The 18,628-nt window shown below is 71.7% G+C and carries 14 protein-coding genes and 2 tRNA genes; 10 read left to right on the top strand and 6 right to left on the bottom strand.

The window, feature by feature from the left end; all coding sequences use genetic code 11:
* Positions 1-101 precede the first annotated feature (101 nt).
* From ACIPFH_RS22510 to ACIPFH_RS22520, 3 genes are all read left to right on the top strand, one after another.
* Positions 102-1,424: a M18 family aminopeptidase gene (locus tag ACIPFH_RS22510; RefSeq protein WP_401828737.1), complete on the top strand. Its 1,323-nt coding sequence runs from the start codon at positions 102-104 to the stop codon at positions 1,422-1,424.
* Between the two features lie 93 nt (positions 1,425-1,517).
* Positions 1,518-1,769: a DUF6458 family protein gene (locus ACIPFH_RS22515; protein WP_356252325.1), complete on the top strand. Its 252-nt coding sequence runs from the start codon at positions 1,518-1,520 to the stop codon at positions 1,767-1,769.
* Positions 1,770-2,125: 356 nt separating this feature from the next.
* Positions 2,126-2,620 (top strand): LURP-one-related/scramblase family protein, encoded by a 495-nt coding sequence (locus ACIPFH_RS22520; protein WP_401828740.1) that lies wholly within the window; start codon positions 2,126-2,128, stop codon positions 2,618-2,620.
* Positions 2,621-2,674: 54 nt separating this feature from the next.
* Here the strand turns inward: ACIPFH_RS22520 and ACIPFH_RS22525 are convergent, their stop codons facing one another.
* On the bottom strand, positions 2,675-3,502 hold the full coding sequence (locus ACIPFH_RS22525; RefSeq protein ID WP_401828743.1) for a carbon-nitrogen family hydrolase: 828 nt from the start codon (positions 3,500-3,502) through the stop codon (positions 2,675-2,677).
* Positions 3,503-3,722: 220 nt separating this feature from the next.
* On the opposite strand from ACIPFH_RS22525, the gene ACIPFH_RS22530 reads away from it, so the two are divergent.
* Positions 3,723-4,547 carry a maleylpyruvate isomerase family mycothiol-dependent enzyme gene (locus ACIPFH_RS22530; protein WP_401828745.1) on the top strand — a complete coding sequence of 275 codons (825 nt, stop codon included), beginning with the start codon at positions 3,723-3,725 and terminating at the stop codon, positions 4,545-4,547.
* A gap of 88 nt (positions 4,548-4,635) precedes the next feature.
* Here the strand turns inward: ACIPFH_RS22530 and ACIPFH_RS22535 are convergent, their stop codons facing one another.
* Entirely contained in the window at positions 4,636-5,538 is a 903-nt protein-coding gene (locus ACIPFH_RS22535; protein WP_401828746.1) for a D-alanyl-D-alanine carboxypeptidase family protein, read from the bottom strand.
* Positions 5,539-5,829: 291 nt separating this feature from the next.
* Here ACIPFH_RS22535 and ACIPFH_RS22540 point away from each other — a divergent pair, with 291 nt between their 5' ends.
* The 5 genes from ACIPFH_RS22540 (at position 5,830) to ACIPFH_RS22560 (ending at position 10,473) form a co-directional block, all read left to right on the top strand.
* Positions 5,830-6,501, top strand: coding sequence for a GntR family transcriptional regulator (locus tag ACIPFH_RS22540; protein WP_401828749.1), 672 nt, complete (start codon positions 5,830-5,832; stop codon positions 6,499-6,501).
* On the top strand, positions 6,498-7,811 hold the full coding sequence (locus tag ACIPFH_RS22545) for a nitrate/nitrite transporter (RefSeq protein WP_401828750.1): 1,314 nt from the start codon (positions 6,498-6,500) through the stop codon (positions 7,809-7,811). Before ACIPFH_RS22540 ends, ACIPFH_RS22545 begins: the two co-directional genes overlap by 4 nt.
* A 177-nt stretch (positions 7,812-7,988) precedes the next feature.
* Positions 7,989-8,061 (top strand) — tRNA-Trp (locus tag ACIPFH_RS22550).
* A gap of 5 nt (positions 8,062-8,066) precedes the next feature.
* Positions 8,067-8,139, top strand: a tRNA-Pro gene (locus ACIPFH_RS22555).
* Between the two features lie 3 nt (positions 8,140-8,142).
* Positions 8,143-10,473 (top strand): hypothetical protein, encoded by a 2,331-nt coding sequence (locus ACIPFH_RS22560; RefSeq protein WP_401828752.1) that lies wholly within the window; start codon positions 8,143-8,145, stop codon positions 10,471-10,473.
* Positions 10,474-11,050: 577 nt separating this feature from the next.
* On the opposite strand, the gene ACIPFH_RS22565 is transcribed toward ACIPFH_RS22560, so the two are convergent.
* The 3 genes from ACIPFH_RS22565 to pdhA are packed head-to-tail and all read right to left on the bottom strand — an operon-like array spanning position 11,051 to position 14,763.
* Positions 11,051-12,535: a dihydrolipoamide acetyltransferase family protein gene (locus ACIPFH_RS22565; protein WP_401828754.1), complete on the bottom strand. Its 1,485-nt coding sequence runs from the start codon at positions 12,533-12,535 to the stop codon at positions 11,051-11,053.
* Positions 12,536-12,545: 10 nt separating this feature from the next.
* Positions 12,546-13,538, bottom strand: a complete 993-nt coding sequence (locus tag ACIPFH_RS22570; RefSeq protein WP_401828757.1) for an alpha-ketoacid dehydrogenase subunit beta — start codon at positions 13,536-13,538, stop codon at positions 12,546-12,548.
* Between the two features lies 1 nt (position 13,539).
* Positions 13,540-14,763 (bottom strand): pyruvate dehydrogenase (acetyl-transferring) E1 component subunit alpha, encoded by a 1,224-nt coding sequence (gene pdhA, locus ACIPFH_RS22575; RefSeq protein ID WP_401828759.1) that lies wholly within the window; start codon positions 14,761-14,763, stop codon positions 13,540-13,542.
* A 650-nt stretch (positions 14,764-15,413) separates the two neighbouring features.
* On the opposite strand from pdhA, the gene ACIPFH_RS22580 reads away from it, so the two are divergent.
* Positions 15,414-16,859: a phosphotransferase gene (locus tag ACIPFH_RS22580; RefSeq protein WP_401828761.1), complete on the top strand. Its 1,446-nt coding sequence runs from the start codon at positions 15,414-15,416 to the stop codon at positions 16,857-16,859.
* Between the two features lie 183 nt (positions 16,860-17,042).
* On the opposite strand, the gene ACIPFH_RS22585 is transcribed toward ACIPFH_RS22580, so the two are convergent.
* Positions 17,043-18,575 carry a protein kinase gene (locus ACIPFH_RS22585; RefSeq protein WP_401828763.1) on the bottom strand — a complete coding sequence of 511 codons (1,533 nt, stop codon included), beginning with the start codon at positions 18,573-18,575 and terminating at the stop codon, positions 17,043-17,045.
* Positions 18,576-18,628 lie beyond the last annotated feature (53 nt).

Raw genomic sequence — 18,628 nt, forward strand, 5'->3', positions numbered from 1 at the left:
CAGGACGCATCCGCACAACCGCGCAGCACTCCACATTGTCCTCACGAGGGCCCGCTCCCCATCACCGGGAGCGGGCTCTCGTACGTCGTTAAGGTGAACCCATGAGCGCACCCTCCCGCTTCGACCGCGGCCACACCGACGACCTCATGACGTTCCTGACGGCGAGCCCATCGCCGTACCACGCCGTGGCGAACGCGGCCGAGCGCCTGGAGAAGGCCGGTTTCCTGCAGGTCTCGGAGACGGACGCCTGGGACACGGGGACGTCGACGGTGGCCGCGGCCGGAACCGGCGGCAGGTACGTGCTGCGCGGGGGCGCGATCGTGGCCTGGTACGTGCCCGAGGGGGCCGCGCCGCACACGCCGTTCCGCATCATCGGCGCGCACACCGACTCCCCGAACCTGCGCGTCAAGCCGCAGCCCGACACCGGGGCGCACGGCTGGCGCCAGGTGGCCGTGGAGATCTACGGCGGTCCGCTGCTCAACTCCTGGCTCGACCGCGACCTCGGCCTGGCGGGCCGGCTGACCCTGCGGGACGGCTCGACCCGCCTGGTCGACGTCGGCCGCCCGCTGCTGCGGGTCCCCCAACTCGCCATCCACCTGGACCGGGCGGTCAACACCGACGGACTCAAGCTCGACAAGCAGCGTCACCTCCAGCCCGTCTGGGGCCTGGGAGGCGATGTGCGCGACGGCGACCTCATCGCCTTCCTGGAGGAGGAGGCCGGGCTGGCCCCGGGGCAGGTCACCGGCTGGGACCTGATGGCGCACTCCGTGGAGCCGCCCGCCTACCTGGGCCGCGACGAGGAGCTGGTGGCCGGCCCCCGCATGGACAACCTGCTGTCCGTGCACGCCGGCACGGCGGCGCTGGCGGCCGTGGCGACCGGCGGCGGGAGCCTGCCCTGCATCCCGGTGCTGGCCGCCTTCGACCACGAGGAGAACGGCTCGCAGTCGGACACCGGCGCGGACGGACCGCTGCTGGGCAACGTCCTGGAGCGTTCGGTGTTCGCGCGCGGAGGGTCGTACGAGGACCGGGCGAGAGCGTTCGCGGGGACCGTCTGTCTGTCCTCCGACACCGGTCACGCCGTCCACCCCAACTACGCGGAGCGGCACGACCCCACGCACCACCCGCGGGTCAACGGCGGTCCGATCCTCAAGGTGAACGTCAACAACCGTTACGCGACGGACGGTTCGGGCCGGGCGATCTTCGCGGCCGCCTGCGAGAAGGCGGGCGTGCCGTTCCAGAACTTCGTCTCCAACAACTCCATGCCGTGCGGCACGACCATCGGCCCGATCACCGCGGCCCGGCACGGAATCCGCACCGTCGACATCGGTGTGGCCATCCTGTCGATGCACAGCGCGCGGGAGTTGTGCGGCGACGCCGACCCGTACCTGCTGGCCAACGCGCTGGCGGCGTTCCTGGAGGGCTAGCAAGTCGGCCGCGGCGCATGGGAGTCGGACCCCTGGGTACCCGGATCGGGTGGTGAACCGGAACGGCCGGTACACCGGACAGGAGGCGACATCATGGGCCTCGGCGGGTGCATCATCCTCATCGCCGTGGGAGCCATCCTCACGTTCGCGACCGACTGGGACATGCAGGGCGTCAACCTCGACCTGGTCGGCGTCATCCTGATGATCGTCGGTCTGATCGGCGTGACGACGTTCAGCAGCATCGCCCGGCGCCGCCGGGTGATGGTGCCTCCGGCCTCGACCACGGTGGTCGAGACGGAGCGGCACCGACGCGGCGACGGCTACAACGACGGCTACGGCGTCTGACCGTGACCCGGCTCGGGCGTCCGGTCCGGCCCGGGGCCGACGGCGGGCGGTCCGCCCGGGACCCACGGCGGCCGGTCCGCCCCGCCTCCGGTGAGGCGGACCGGCCCGGCACGACTCCGCCCGCCCGCCCGACTGACGGCGGCGGGGGCCTTCGCGCCCCTGAGGCAGCGGGGGAGGGCGCGGTGCCGGCCTGCCGGCTGACCGAGCGTGGGGAGCGGCGGCCCGACCTGGTCGCGGCCGACTGGGGTCCGGGCACTGCCGCGAAGCCGCGCGCACGCGTGCGGCGCGTGACCAGGACTCGGCCCATCGGCCTACCGGCGGCGTTTCGGACCGGCCGCCGGGGAAGCCGTGACGACATGAGATTCCTCGTACGCGACCGGCTCCTCGGCATCGGCGACGACTACTGGATCGAGGACGACCACGGCAACAAGGTCTACCTCGTCGACGGCAAGGCGATGCGGCTGCGGGACACCTTCGAGCTGAAGGACGCCCGCGGACGGGTCCTGATCGACATCCACCAGAAGATGTTCGCCCTGCGGGACACGATGGTGATCGAGCGGGACGGCGGGCCGCTGGCCACGATCCGGCGCAAGCGGCTGTCGTTGCTGCGCAACCACTACCGCGTGGCCCTGGCGGACGGCCGCACCGAACTCGACGTCAGCGGCAAGATCCTCGACCGTGAGTTCGCGGTCGAGTACGACGGCGAACTGCTGGCCGTCGTCTCCCGGCGGTGGCTGCACGTGCGCGAGACCTACGGCGTCGACGTCGTACGGGAGGACGCGGATCCGGCGCTGCTCATCGCGGTGGCGGTCTGCGTGATCCACCTCGCCGACAAGGAGCGCGAGGACTAGGGCCTCTCGTTTGGATGAGGCCGGGCCGGCCCGCCAGGAAGGGGACCGCGCCGACTAGGACCGGCGTCCGGGTGTGCGCAGTCCGAGCACCCGGTCCTTCAGGGCCGGGAACTGCTCCCGGGTCGTGGCGACCCTGGACGGGTCGAAGTCGACCGTCAGGACCTCCTCGCCGGAGCCCGCCTCGGCCAGCACCTCACCCCATGGATCGACCACGATCGAGTGACCCGCCTGCGGAACTCCGGCGTGTGTCCCGGCCGTTCCACACGCGAGCACGAACGCCTGGTTCTCGACCGCCCGCGCCCGGGCCAGCAGCGTCCAGTGCGCCCGGCGGCGCTCGGGCCAGCCCGCGGGGATGACCAGGGTCTCGGCGCCGGCGTCGACGAGAGCGCGGAAGAGTTCGGGGAAACGGAGGTCGTAGCAGGTGGCGACGCCGACGGTCGTCTCCGGGAGGCGGACCGTCACGAGTTCCTCGCCCGCGCCCATCAGCACGGCCTCGCCCTTGTCGAAGCCGAAGCGGTGGATCTTGCGGTAGGCGGCGGCCAGCTCACCGGAGGGGGAGAAGACCAGAGACGTGTTGTACAGGGGGCCCTCGCCCGTGGGGGAGCCGCTGTCGGACGGCGCCCGCTCCGGGATCGATCCCGCGTGCAGCCAGACGCCCGCGTCGCTCGCGGCCTTGGCCATCGCCTCGTACGTCGGCCCGTCCAGGGGCTCGGCCTCGCCGGCGAACTCCTCATAGGCGAACGCGCCGGTCGTCCACAGTTCCGGCAGCACCACGAGGTCGGCGGCACCGGCCTGGGCTCTTACCAGCGCGGCGACCCGCACCCGCCGCGATTCGACCGATTCGCCCTCTTCTACAGCGATCTGGATGAGGGAGGCGCGCACACTACCACCGTCCTGGCATTCGAGTCGTTCACACGGGCCTACGATCGTCACACGAAAGCACTGCCGGGGTGCCTCACAGCAGCGTAACTTGGGGGTCCCCCCGATTTGAGCGCAGCCGAGAATCGAGGGAGTTTCGAGGCACCCGCCGACACCCGCCACCTCCCGCTGGCATCGCCGCCACAACCCACCCGAGTACCGACCGCCGAGGGGTCCCGTTTCCGTGAGTCTGCATCCCACCCTCCAGCCCTACGCCGACGCCTGGACCCACTCCATCGAAGCGATATCCGAGCTGGTGCAGCCGCTGGTGGAGGCGGACTGGAACCGCCGGACGCCGTGCCCGGGCTGGTCGGTGCGCGACATCGTGTCGCACGTCATCGGGCTGGACTGCGAGATGTACGGCGATCCGCGCCCCATCCACACCCTGCCGCGCGACCTGTTCCACGTCACCAACGACTTCCAGCGCTACATGGAGATGCAGGTCGACGTCCGCCGCCACCACACGGCGCCGGAGATGACGTCCGAGCTGGAGTACACGGTCATCCGCCGCAACCGCCAGCTGCGCAACGAGTCCCGCCAGCCCACCACGGTGGTGCGCGGCCCGCTCGGCACCGAGCTCACGCTCGAGGAGTCCATGCGCAGGCACGCGTTCAACGTGTGGGTGCACGAACAGGACCTGCGCGCCGCCCTCGGCCATCCCGGCAACCTCGACTCCCCCGGCGCGCACATCACCCGCGACGCGCTGCTCGCCGAGCTCCCGGCGGTCGTCGCCGAGAAGGCCGACGCTCCGCGCAGCTCGGCGGTCGTCTTCGACGTGCACGGGCCGATCGAGTTCCTGCGCACCATCCGCGTCGACATCCAGGGCCGCGGCACCCTGGAGACGGCCCCCGCGCTGGGTCCGGCCGCCGCGTTCACCCTCGACTGGGAGACCTACGTCCGACTGGCCTGCGGCCGGGTGACGGCGGAGGCGGTCTCCGACCGGGTGAAGGCGGAAGGAGAGCCGGAGCTGACGGCGGCGATCCTGCGGAACTTCGCGGTCACGAGGTAGCCGCCGTCCGGCCCGGAGGGGCGCGGACAACGGAACGGGCCCGCCGTGTGGATCACGGCGGGCCCGGTCGCGTACGCGGTCTGCGAGGTCAGCTGATCCTCGCGTAGCCGTAGTTGATGAGCTTCTTCACGTCGGCCGTGCGGTTCGCCGCGTCGGGGGCCGTGAGGACGGTGCCCATCACGGACTCGCCGTTGAGCGTGGCGGCGAAGATGAGGCAGTACTTGGCCTCGGTACCGGAACCGGTCTTCAGACCGAGCGTGCCGTTCCAGCCGAGCAGCGTGTTGGTGTTGGCCCAGGCGCCCATGGTGCGCGTGGCACCGGTCTTGGTGATCGTCTTCGCCGTGTACGACTTGGTCTTCACGACCGTCTTGAACGTCGAACTCTTCATCACACTGCGCGCGAGCTTCGTCAGATCGCGCGGCGTCGAGTAGTTGGCGCCGTTGCTCAGGCCGTCGAACGAGTCGAAGTGCGTGTTCGTCATGCCCAGGTTCTTGGCCGTGGTGTTCATCTTGGAGATGAAGTTCTTGGTGCGGGCCGCGACCGTCGTGCCGGTACCGAACTTGTCGGCGAGGGCCATCGCCGCGTCACAACCGGACGGCAGCATCATCCCGTACAGCAGCTGACGGACGGTGACCTTGTCGCCGACGATCAGCCTGGCCGACGACGGGTAGCCCTCGGCGACCATGTAGTCGCTGACAGCCTTCGAGATCGTGACCTTCGTGTCCAGGTTCAGGTTCGCCTGGGACAGCACGACCTTCGCGGTCATGACCTTGGTGGTGGAGGCGGTGAGCCGCTTGGTGTCCGCGGCCTTGGTGTAGAGGGTCGCACCGGTCGCACTGTTCATCAGGTATCCGCCCTTGGCGGTGATGGTCGGCGTCGTGACAGCCTGCGCGGGTGCCGCGGTGAGGGCTCCGGTCGCGAGCACGGCGCCGGCGGTGACGGCAACGGCTGCGGCCCTGCGGACTCGAACGCCCTTGATGGCGGTTATCAACTGAAATACCCCGATTACGTCGAATGCCCCTGCGGTGCGGCCAAGTTGAAAGGGGAAAAGGATGGGCCGCACATGTGTGACACGTAAGTAGCACACAAAGTTGTGCGCTTGCCGGACAGAATTTCCGATTACTTGGCCCGGCTCTTACCCGGCCTCACGCGCCGACCCCCGCCCGACACCCGCGCCGACACCCGCTCCGGCCCTCGCACCGGCACCCGCCCGACACCCGTCCACGGGTCCGCATTCTGGACCGGCCCCCCGATGCGTACGTGTTGTATCTATCCTGTGGGCATGCCGTCCTCAGCCCCGCCCGCCCCCGTTCCCCTGAAGCAGCCGCCCGCCGCCGACCGCGTGTACTCCCACATCAAGCAGGGGGTCCTGGACCGCCGCTACGAGGGCGGCACCCTCCTCACGGAGGGGGAGCTCGCCGAGGCCGTGGGGGTCTCGCGCACACCGGTGCGGGAGGCGCTGCTGCGCCTCGAGGTGGAGGGGCTGATCAAGCTCTACCCGAAGAAGGGCGCACTGGTCCTGCCGGTCTCCGCACAGGAGATCGCGGACGTGGTGGAGACCCGCCTGCTGGTCGAGGAGCACGCGGCGCGCAAGGCGGTCCCCGCGCCGGCCGGTCTGATCGAGCGCCTGGAAGAGCTGCTCGCGAAGCAGAAGGCGCAGGCCGCCGCCGGCGACCTGGCCGCGGCCGCCGTGACCGACCGCTGCTTCCACGCGGAGATCGTCCGCAGCGGCGGCAACGCGATCCTGTCCAGGTTGTACGACCAACTCCGCGACCGACAGCTGCGGATGGGCGTCGCCGTGATGCACTCCCACCCCGACCGGATAGCCAAGACGCTCAACGAGCACGAGGAGATCCTGCAGGCGCTGCGGTCCGGCGACGCCGAGGCAGCCGTCGAGATCGTGCACCGGCACGTCGGCTGGTTCTCGCACCTGGCCCGTGGGGAGGTCCGATGAGCACCGCACCCCGCAGCGTGAACTCCACCCTTCCGGGTGATCCGCCGGGCGGACGACGCGCGATGGCCGTCTGGGGGATCGGCGTCTCGGTCTATTTCGTCGCGGTCATCTTCCGCACCTCTCTGGGGGTGGCCGGCCTCGACGCCGCCGACCGCTTCCAGGTGAACGCCTCGGCCCTGTCCACCTTCTCGATCCTCCAACTCCTGGTCTACGCGGGCATGCAGATACCCGTGGGCCTGCTGGTGGACCGGCTCGGCACCAAGAAGGTGCTGGCCATCGGCGTCGTGCTGTTCACGGCCGGCCAGCTCGGTTTCGCCTTCTCCCCGTCCTACGGCACAGCCCTCGCCTCACGCGCGCTGCTCGGCTGCGGGGACGCGATGACCTTCATCAGCGTCCTGCGGCTGGGGACCAGGTGGTTCCCGGCACGCCGCGGCCCGATGGTCGCGCAGCTGGCGGGCCTGGCCGGGATGGCGGGCAACCTGGTCTCGACGCTCGTCCTGGCCCGCCTCCTGCACAGCATCGGCTGGACCGCGGCCTTCGCGGGCAGCGCGCTGGCGGGAGTGGTCGTCCTGGTCCTCCTGCTGCTCTTCCTGAAGGACCACCCCGAAGGCCACGAGCCCGAACCGTTCCCGCACCAGGGCGCGGCCTACGTCCGCCGCCAGATCGTCGCGTCCTGGCGCGAGCCGGGCACCCGCCTCGGGCTGTGGGTCCACTTCACCACCCAGTTCCCGGCCATGGTGTTCCTGCTCCTGTGGGGCCTCCCGTTCCTGGTGGAGGCGCAGGGTCTGTCCCGGGCGACGGCCGGCGAACTCCTGACCCTGGTGGTGCTCTGCAACATGGTGGTGGGCCTCGTCTACGGCCAGATCGTCGCCCGGCACCACGGAGCGCGGCTGCCGTTGGCCCTGGGCACGGTCGGCGCGACCGCCCTGATGTGGGCGGCCACGCTCGCGTACCCCGGTGACCGGGCACCGATGTGGCTGCTCGTGGTGCTCTGCGCGGTCCTCGGGGCGTGCGGCCCCGCCTCCATGCTCGGCTTCGACTTCGCCCGTCCGGCCAACCCGCCCGAGCGCCAGGGCACGGCCTCCGGGATCACCAACATGGGCGGCTTCGTGGCGTCGATGACGACGCTCTTCGCGGTCGGCGTGCTCCTGGACGCGACCGGCGACGACTACACGATCGCCTTCTCCTGCGTCTTCGTCCTCCAGGCCCTCGGTGTCAGCCAGATCCTGCGGCTGCGCAAGCGAGCGGACCGGCGGGAGCGGGAGCGGCTGGTGGCGAGCCGGGTGGAGACGGTGCACGTGCCGGCGTAGGCGCACCTGTTTCACGTGAAACACGCCCCTTCGCACGTACGCCTGCCGCGCTGCCGGGAGTCACGGGGCAGGGCAGCAGCCCCCGGCGCCGGGGGTTGCGACGCGGCTGCGCAGGTCCCGCCGTCGACGAAACCCGGTTGTACGGGCGTCTGTTCGACGACTACCGTCGGGCCTCATCGACGTGTAGCTCAGCAGCCAGAGCACCGGGCTCCAGACCCGGAGGGCGCAGGGGCGGAACCTGCCACGTCGGCTCATCGACGTGTAGCTCAGCAGTCAGAGCACCGGGCTCGGGACCCGGAGGGAGCGGGGGCGGCACCCGCCACGTCGGCTTATGAACGACGACGCTGACCAGCAGCACCTCGCAGAGGCCAACCCGGGCTACGCCTCCGGCCAACTGGCCGGGGCGCTCAGGACCGCGCTCACCCACGAAGACCCCGCCACCCGCCACCGGGCCGGGGACCGACAGCGGGGGTGGCGGTCCGTACTCGCGGGCATGGCGACCGGGCTGCTCACCATCGGCTCCCGCACACCGGTCCGGGATCTGCCCGCGTGGGTCACACCCGAGGTGCTCCGGGGCGGCTGGGCCACCGGCGGGCCGAGCGCCGGCGGGCCTCTGACGGAGTACGAGGTCGAGGCCGCGCGCCGGGCCGGAGTGCCCCAGGACCGGCGGGCGCTGTTCGCATACTGGCTGTCCGAGGACGGACTGGCCCGGCTCCACGAACTCCTCGACAGCGGACGGTACGCGGTGACCGTCCCCGAGGAGGCCGCCCTGCTCACCGTGGCCTGGCTGGCCCGGGCCGGGGAGACGGACGCGGCGCTGGAACTCGTCGAGGAGATCGCCCCGTTCGCGGGACGGCTGCGGTTCACGCCACGCCCGTCCACCCGCCCGGCGCCCGACGCCGGCATGGTGCACCGCCGGACCGTCGCCGAGGCCGGCGCGAGCCTGACGCGACGGCGGTCCAGCCAGGCGGTGGAGACACAACGGGAGGCCCTCGCCGTGTGGCAGCCGTTCGGCGACGAACTGCTCGCCCACTGGCTGCGGACCGCCGACGCCGGACAGCCCACCCGGGTGTTGACGCGAGCCCCCGACGACGCCTGGCACGAGCACGGCGCCGAACTGCTGCGACGTTACCGCGAGCTGGCCGGCCGTCACACTTACTGCGGCAAGCACCGCAAGCCGAAGGAGAACCTGGCGATCCTGCGCGGAGCGCTGGAGGAGACCGTCGCCGGACGGGAGCTGGACGCGCGCCGGCTCGGACTGCTGCGGCACGCCGTCACCTCCATGGTGCGGCGGCGCGGGCTGCCCGGCTCCGCGGAGCTCACGGCGCTGCGCGGGGCACAGGCCGTCCAGGCGGCGCTGCCCTCGCACCACGCGCTGGCCCAGCTGGTGCTGCGCCGACTGTCCGTGCTCGACCAGCAGGCGGGGGTGGCCGAGGTCGCGCCGCTCGTCGCCCCGGTGAGCGAGGAGGAGGCGCGGGAGACGGGGCTGCCTTCGGGCGCGGCGGTTCCGGCCGGTGTCCGGCGGCCCGTCGAGGCCGCCCTGAGCGCGCCTCTGAGCACCCTCGTGGAACGCGGGGTCGTGCCTTCGGCGGAGGTGCTGGCCGAGCTCGTCCCGCAGCTCGTCGCCACCACCACCGCGCAGGCCTACCCCGACCCGGCCCTGCGCACGCTGGCTGCCGCCAACCACCGGGCGTTCGCGGGCCGCCGTTCACTGCTGCTGCTCAACCTCCAGCGGCAGGTGCGGGCGGAGGAACTGCCGTGGGTGCGGGCCGTGGCCGGGCAGGGCACGAACACCGAGGCGGGCACGGTGTCGGCCCTCGCGCTGCGCCAGCTCGGTGAGCTGGCCGTGCAGGCCTTCCCCGGCACGATCCTGCCCAACCCGCTGATCAGTGAGCTGTCCGTGCTGGCCCGCCGGGCCGAGCTGGACGCTCCCCTGGTCGAGGAGCTGGCCGCGGACATCTTCATGGGCACGTTCACCCCGAAGTTCCTCGCCGCGGCCCGGATCGCGGCGGAACTGCTGGGCGGCGGCTCGCTCTACGAGCGCTACTACGCCATCGACTACCGGGCCGTCCGCAACATGGCGATCGCCGAGACCGCCGGGGCGGCGCCGTCGGACCAGTGGTCCCGGGCCGCCAGGACCTCACCCGGATTCGCGAAGCTGTGCGCCGAGCGGGCCGAGGCCACCTCGTCCCGCTCGCCCCACGGAGGCGGGTCGGTCGCCGCGAACGGCAAGGTGATCGAGCAGGCGCAGATCCTCACCACGCACAACCTGGCCACGCTGGTCCGCCGGGCCGGCATCGCCCCGGCAGCGGGCTGGCCGGACCTGGCCCGTCGCTGCTTCGTCACCGTGTGCCGGCTGACCGGCCGTGTGCACGGCGACCCGCGTCCGCTGAGGACGATCAAGGACGTGGCCTATGCGTGGCGGCAGATGGTGTTCCATCTGTCCCTGTGCACACCCGGCGAGCGGGCCCGCACCCTGGCCTGGCTGTCCGAGGAGCTCACCCGCCACCCCGGCCATGTGGCGGGCCGACTGGCCCCTGCCCTGACCGGACTGCGCCAGGTCGCCGAGGGCGGCCGGGCGGACGAGGGCACCGGCCGACTGCTCCTCGGCTGGACCACGGACGAACACTGGCTCAAGGCGAACCCGACCACAGCCACTTGACACCACCACCCCCGCGAACCAGCCCCTCGGCCCCCGAGCTAGGCGATCGAGTCCGGGCGGTCGAGCCCGGGCGGGCCGAACCAGGGCGGGCCGAACCAGGGCGGGCCGAACCAGGCGGACGAGCCAGGCGGCCGGAGCCGGGCGGTGGAGCCGCGCGGTGGAGCCGGGCCGCCCGGACCAGGCGGACGACCCAGGCGGACGACCCAGGCGGCCGGAGCCGGGCGGTGGAGCCCGCGCGGTGGAGCCCGCGCGGTGGAGCCCGCGCGGTGGAGCCGGGCCGCCCGAGCCAGGCGGCCCGAGCCGGGCGTCCGGCGTGCGTGCCCCAGGCTGGCAGGCATCGCAGGTCGGCGTCTTGGACCCACGTCCAGGGTCAGCGTCCAGGGCCGGTGACCCAACCGACGTCCAGGCCGACGCCCCAAGCCCGGGCCCCGGACCGCCGTCAAACCCTCGTCACCGGGCCTCGTCCCCGGCCGAAGTCCCCAACCTTCGTCCGGTGCATCCGGCGTCCGAGGCGTCCGGCGTCAAGGGGCCGGAGGGAAGGGGCCGCGCCCCTCGGGGTGCGCGGCCCTCCCGTCGGCTAGCCCCAGGTGATCAGCTTCCTGGGCTGCTCCAGGATCGCCGCCACATCCGCCAGCACCCTGGAGCCCAGCTCCCCGTCCACCAGCCGGTGGTCGAAGCTCAGTGCCAGTGTCGTCACCTGACGTGGCTTCACCTTGCCCTTGTGCACCCACGGCTGGAGCTTGATCGCGCCGATCGCGAGGATCGCGGACTCGCCGGGGTTGAGGATCGGGGTGCCGGTGTCGACGCCGAAGACGCCGACGTTGGTGATGGTCACCGTGCCACCCTGCATGGCGGCCGGGGACGTCCGGCCCTCCCTCGCCGTCGAGACCAGCTCGCTCAGGGACTCCGCCAGCTGCGGCAGCGTCTTGGCCTGGGCGTCCTTGATGTTCGGGACCAGCAGACCCCTGGGGGTCGCGGCCGCGATGCCCAGGTTGACGTAGTGCTTGACCACGATCTCCTGCGCCGCCTCGTCCCAGGACGCGTTGATCTCCGGGTTGCGCTTGATGGCGACCAGCAGGGCCCTGGCGATCAGCAGGAGCGGGTTGACCCGCAGGCCCTGCATGTCCTTGTCCCGCTTGAGCTCCTCGACCAGCTTCAGCGTGCGCGTCACATCGAGCGTCACGAACTCCGTGACATGTGGCGCGGTGAACGCCGAGCCGACCATCGCCGCCGCCGTCGCCTTGCGGACGCCCTTGACCGGGACCCGGGTCTCCCGAGCCGTGTCGTACGACGGCACGGGCACGGACGCGGATGCTGTGACCGGTGCCTGCGTCGCCGGCCCGGCTGCCGGTGCTGCCGAGACCGCCGGAGCCGCCGGAGCCGCCGCCGCGTGGACGTCCTCGCGGGTGATGATGCCGTCCGGGCCGGACGGGACCACCGTGGCGAGATCGACCCCGAGGTCCTTGGCCAGCTTGCGCACCGGCGGCTTGGCCAGCGGACGCTCCTTCATGGCGGGTGCGCCGCCGTGGCCGTTCAGCTCCGCCTGGACCGTGTCCGGGACCTGGGGGACCGCGATCTCCGGGCCCTTGCGCGGACGGCGCTTGGTGGAGGAGGCGGCCACGCCGTACCCGACGAGGACCGGCTGTCGGCCCGAGCCCACAGGCTTGGTCGCCTCGGCCTTCGGTGCCACGGCGGTCGGTGCTGCCGTGGCCGGTGCTGCGGCCTTCGCCACCTCCGGGGTGGGCGGCACCTGCGCGGCCGCCTGCGCCGGTACCTCGGCGACCGGGGCGCCGGCCGCCCCGCCCGCCACGTCCACCGCGATGATTGGCATACCCACGTCGACCGTGGTGCCCTCGGGGAAGTGCAGCGCGCGGACCACCCCGTCGTACGGGATGGGCAGTTCGACGGCGGCCTTGGCCGTCTCGACCTCACACACCACCTGGCCGTCCGTCACCGTGTCGCCGGGCTGGACGTACCACTTGAGGATCTCGGCCTCGGTGAGCCCCTCGCCCACGTCGGGCATCTTGAACTCGCGTACGGACGCTTCCGTCATCGTCGTCACGACCCTCTCCTCAGTACGCCAGGGCACGGTCGACGGCGTCGAGCACCCGGTCCAGGCCAGGCAGGTACTCCTCCTCCAGGCGGGCCGGCGGGTACGGGGCGTGATAGCCGCCGACCCTGAGCACCGGGGCCTCCAGGTGGTAGAAGCAGCGTTCGGTGATCCGGGCGGCGATCTCCGCGCCCGAGCCGAAGAACACCGGCGCCTCATGGACGACGACCAGGCGGCGGGTCTTCTCCACCGACACCTGGATCGAGTCGAAGTCCAGTGGAGACACCGAACGCAGATCCAGGACCTCCAGGTTCTTGCCCTCCTCGACGGCCGCGGCGGCGGCCTCCTGGCAGAGCTTCACCATCGGGCCGTACGCGACGAGGGTCAGGTCCGTGCCCTCGCGGACGACCTGGGCCTTGTGCAGGGGGCCGGGGATCGCCTCGGTGTTGACCTCGCTCTTGTCCCAGTAGCGCCGCTTCGGCTCGAAGAAGATCACCGGGTCGTCGCTCTGGATGGCCTGCTGCATCATCCAGTACGCGTCGGACGCGTTGGACGGGGAGACGATCTTCAGGCCCGACACGTGCGCGAAGAGGGCTTCCGGCGACTCCGAGTGGTGCTCGACCGCGCCGATGCCGCCGCCGTAGGGGATGCGGACGACGACCGGCAGTTTGACCTTGCCGAGCGAGCGCGCGTGCATCTTCGCGAGCTGCGTGACGATCTGGTCGTAGGCCGGGAACACGAAGCCGTCGAACTGGATCTCCACCACCGGGCGGTAGCCGCGCAGGGCCAGCCCGATCGCGGTGCCCACGATGCCCGACTCGGCGAGCGGGGTGTCGATGACGCGGCTCTCGCCGAAGTCCTTGTGCAGGCCGTCCGTCACCCGGAAGACGCCGCCGAGCTTGCCGACGTCCTCACCCATGATCAGAACCTTGGGGTCCTCCTCCAGGGCGCGGCGCAGCGACTCGTTGATCGCCTTGGCCAGGGCCAGGTTCTTGGACGTCACACTCTCCGCCATGTCAGTTTCCCCCCGAACCCGCGGCGAAGCCGCTGTCAGATTCCGTCGCGAACGATGCCTGGTAGGCCGCGAACTGGGCCCGCTCCTCGTCGACGAGCGCGTGTCCGTCCGCGTACACGTTCTCGAAGATGGCGAAACGGTCCGGGTCCGGCATGGCGCGGACCGCTTCGCGCACTCGCCTGCCCAACGCCTCGCTCTCCGCTTCGAGTTCCGCGAAGAATGCCTCGTCCGTGTGGTTTGAGGCCTCCAGATGGCGGCGAAGACGCAGGATCGGGTCCTTCGCCTCCCACGCCTCGCGCTCCTCGTCGGCCCGGTACTTCGTCGGGTCGTCGGAGGTGGTGTGGGCGCCCATGCGGTACGTGTACGCCTCGACCAGCGTGGGTCCCTCGCCGTCGCGGGCCCGGTCCAGCGCCCACCGGGTCACCGCGAGGCAGGCCAGGACGTCGTTGCCGTCGACCCGTACACCGGGGAAGCCGTAGCCCTGTGCGCGCTGGTAGAGCGGTACTCGGGTCTGCTTCTCGGTGGGCTCGGAGATCGCCCACTGGTTGTTCTGGCAGAAGAACACGACCGGCGCGTTGTAGACCGCGGAGAAGGTGAAGGACTCCGCCACGTCGCCCTGGCTGCTGGCGCCGTCACCGAAGTAGGCGATCACCGCGCTGTCCGCGCCGTCCTTGGCGATGCCCATCGCGTAGCCGGTGGCGTGCAGCGTCTGGGAGCCGATGACGATCGTGTAGAGGTGGAAGTTGTTGCCGTTGGGGTCCCAGCCGCCGTGGTTCACCCCCCGGAACATGCCGAGCAGGTTGGTCGGGTCGACTCCGCGGCACCAGGCGACGCCGTGCTCGCGGTAGGTCGGGAAGACGTAGTCGTCGTCGCGCATGGCCCGGCCGGAGCCGATCTGGGCGGCCTCCTGGCCGAGCAGCGAGGCCCACAGACCCAGCTCGCCCTGACGCTGGAGGGCGGTGGCCTCGGCGTCGAAACGGCGGGTGAGCACCATGTCGCGGTAGAGGCCGCGGAGCTCCTCGGGGGTGACACCGGCGACGTACTTGGCGTACTCGGCGTTCTTCGCGTTCTTGACCCGCTTGCCCTCCGGCGTCAGCAGCTGCACGAGCTCGGGCTCGGCGGCCTTGCTGATGGTGGTGCGGGTCGTGCGCTCGGTGCCGGTGGTGCCGGCCTTGCTACCGGCGCTGCGTCGCGGCTTGCGCGCGGCAGTGCTCTCCACGGTCACGTGTGCTCCTCCGTCGGTCCGGCCCCCGGGGTCGCCGGGTGACTGGGTCCCCCCAGCTCTTCAAGAGGCTGGGGGAGCGGCTCACCTGTTTCCGACACCCGTGCACGGGGTGGGTGTCACTGGGTCGGAACAGGTGTGACAGTTGCCCCGGCGAGCGCCCTGCGGTCATCACGTTACCCAGTGCTCCACATTTCTGTGAAACCCCTCCTGACCTGCGTTTTTGCTTGGATTTCCAAGTAAAATCGGTAAAGTCGGGAGAGAGCCTGGTCACAGCCTTGCAGGAGGCCGGAGCAACGGCACGTTATCCCGGCCACCCAGTCCACGGGAAGACTGCAATGTGAGACCGGACCAACACCCGAAGAATGAAAAATCATCTTTTTTCTACTCGTCGGCCTCGAGGTCGGCCCGCGCACGGGCCACTGGATGCCGTCCTCGAGGAGCGATATCGAGGTGCCCGGCGGTCCGGCACAGCGACCGGCGCACCAGGTCGGTGACCCTCGGGCGGGACCGTGAACACCCAGGGGACGACCTGAAATGACCACCTCTGGCACCCATTGCTCTTTCGTGACTGTGTGTGACAACGCCCAGCTCACAGCGGTGGAACATGCCCTAGCATCAGCCGCGTGCCGCGCCCCTGTGTACCCCCCTCTATGCTCCTCGCGCCCCCTCTGAGCACCCTGCTCCGCCGATACGCCGCCGGCACCGCACTCGCCTGCGAACCCGTCGAAGAGGGGCTCCTCAACCGCGGCTACCGGCTGCGCACCACTCGCGGTCGATACTTCCTCAAGCATCATTGCGACCCGGACACGGCCGACCCCGCCTCCATCGCCCGCCAGCACCGGGCCACCGAGCGCCTGGCCGACCTCGGCGTCCCGGTCGCTCCCCCGCTGCCCGGCCACGACGGACGCACGGTCGCCGTCGTCGGCGGCCACGCCTACGCCCTCCACCCGTGGATCGACGGCCGCCACCGCCACGGCGCCCAGCTCACCCCCGGCCAGTGCGGGCGCCTGGGAGCGCTGCTGGGCGTGGTGCACGCCGGCCTGGAGCACGTGATGCGGGCGCAGGGCGAGCGCCCGCCCCCCGGGCACGAGGAGCAAGCGGCTCCCGCGCGGGAACAGCGTGCGTCCCGAGGGCATGGAGACAGCGCAGGGCACAGGGACAGCGCGGGGCACAGGGACAGCGCGGGGCACGGAGACGGCGCAGGGCACGGCGGCAGCGCGGGGCGCACGGACGACGCAGGGCAAGGCGGCAGCGCAGGGCTCAGGGACAGTGCTCCAAGGGCGCGCGAACCGGAACGCCGCACCACCCCTCCCGAGCACATCGCCCGCGCCGGAAGCCCCGATCACGCCGAGCACGCCACTCCTGCCGAAGACGCCACTCCTGCCAGGCACGCCATCCCTGTCGGGCACGCCGGGCCTGCCAGGCACGCCATCCCTGCCGGGCACGCTGACCCCGGCGAACACCCCGCCGCTGCCGGACCTGGCGCCCTCGGCGACACCGCCACCCCTGCCGAGCCCGCCGCCCCCGTCCCGAGCCCCGACCCCGCCGACACCTTCGTCCTCATCGACGACCTCCTCGCGCGCGTGCGCCGTCACCGCCCCGCCGACTCCTTCGACGAGCTCGCCCGCCATCGCCTCGAGGAGCGGCGCACCCTGCTGGAACGGCACGCGGACCGGCGTCCCCCGCACGGCGGCCCGGTCGGCTGGGTGCATGGGGACTTCCACCCCTTCAACCTGCTCTACCGCGGGGACGCCCCGGCCGCCATCGTCGACTGGGACCGGCTGGGCGAGCAGCCCCGCGCCGAGGAAGCCGTCCGCGCCGCCGCGATCTTCTTCGTCCGACCCGACGGAACCCTCGACCTGCCGAGGACGAGGGAGTACGCACGCGCGTACCGGCGCGCGGCCGGGGCCACGCCCTGCGAGCTCGCGGCGGCCGTGCACCGTGTGTGGTGGGAGCGCCTCAACGACTTCTGGATGCTGCGCTGGCACTACGAGCGCGGTGACACCCGCGCGGACTCCCAGTTCCCGGCGGCCTCGGCCCTCGCCGTGTGGTGGACCCGGGAGTACGACGCGGTGTGCGGCGCCTTCACGGACTGACCCGGGCCCGCACCCGAACGCACACGCGCGCGTGGAGCGCTATGTAACGCACACGCGCGCGTGGAGCCCTATGTGACGGGCCCACGCGCGCGTGAGGCGAATCGTGACGTCAGCGTGCCACCACCGCCTGGGCCGCTCGCCGCGACCCCGGCCTGCTGCGCACCTGGCGCGTACGCCGGTGGGTCAGCCGATGCTGCCGAGCGTGGTGCCGCCCTGGTCCGCACCGCTCGTGGTGCCGCCCGTCTCGCCGGTTCCGCCGTCCGTCCCCGGGTCGGGCGACTCCGTGTCGCTCGGCTCGTCCGACGGCTGGGTCTCCGTCTCCTCGTCGGTCGGCTCACTGCTGGCCGACGGGGAGGAGGAGTACGACGGCTTGGACGAGGGCGAGGAGGAGGGCGTCCAGTTCGAATCGGAGTTCGACCCGGAGCTGTCATCCGTGTTTTCGTCCGTGGACGTGTCGGACGGCTCGTCGCTCGGCGACGCACTGGCGGTGTCGTCCGTCACGGACTGCGAGATGGACGGCGTCGGCGAGGTGTCGGCGTCGCCGCTGCCCTTGCCCTGGCCGTTCAGTGCGAGCGCGACGCCCGCGGCGATGGCGATCACCGCGAAGACGGCGAGGATCCACAGCTTGCCGCGGCCGCTGCCCTTGTTGCCGTGCCCCTCGAAACCGCCGTCGTCACCGCCGCCGTAACCGGTGGGCAGGATCGGCTGCGGGATCTGCGAGGTGCTGGAACCGTCGGCGCCGTGGGCCAGCACGGTCGTGCTCGCGAAGCCGCCGGCGGACGTGCCGCGGCCGTCCTGCGCGCCGACCGGGCCGGTGTTCCAGGTGCCGGTGTGGCCGCCCTGGTCGTACAGCATCTGGAGCCCGTACTGGACGAGGCCGCGCATCTCCTCGGCCGTCTGGAACCGGTCGTCCGGATCCTTGGCCAGGGACCGCATGACGAGGCCGTCGAGCTCCGGCGGGCACTCCCCGCCCGACGTCTGCGACGGCGGCACCGGGATGTCCTGCACGTGCTGGTAGACCACCGACAGCGGCGTCTCACCGGTGAAGGGGGGTCGCAGCGCGAGAAGTTCGTACAGCAGGCAACCCGTCGCGTACAGGTCGGAGCGGTGGTCGACGGCCTTGCCGAGCGCCTGCTCCGGGGAGAGGTACTGCGGGGTGCCCATGACCATGCCGGTCTGCGTCATCGTCGTGGACGCGCCGTGCAGGGCGCGCGCGATGCCGAAGTCCATCACCTTGACGGCGCCGTTGTGCGTGATGATCACGTTGGCCGGCTTGATGTCGCGGTGCACGATGCCGTGCTGGTGCGAGTAGGCGAGCGCCTCCAGTACACCCGAGGTGATGATCAGGGCCTGCTCGGGGCCCGGCGCCTCGGCGTTGAGGAGCAGGTCGCGGATCGTGCGCCCCTCGACGATCTCCATCACGATGTACGGCACGCTCTGGCCGCCCACGAAGTCCTCGCCGGAGTCGTACACGGCGACGATCGCATGGTGGTTGAGGCCGGCCACCGACTGGGCCTCGCGCGTGAAGCGGGCCTTGGACACCGGGTCCTCGGCCAGATCGGCGCGCAGCAGCTTGACCGCGACAGTGCGTCCGAGACGTACGTCCTCGGCCGCGAACACCTCGGCCATGCCGCCACGGCCGAGTCTGCGGGTCAGCCGGTATCGGCCGTCCCCAACCAGCCCGCCGTTGCCCCAGTTCTCCGGCGCATCTGACATACCGCCGCCAGTCGCCTCGGGGTCGGACGGGCCCTGAGCGCGCTGCTGTGCCA

This window comes from Streptomyces sp. NPDC088157 (assembly GCF_044741545.1).
GTDB lineage: Bacteria > Actinomycetota > Actinomycetes > Streptomycetales > Streptomycetaceae > Streptomyces.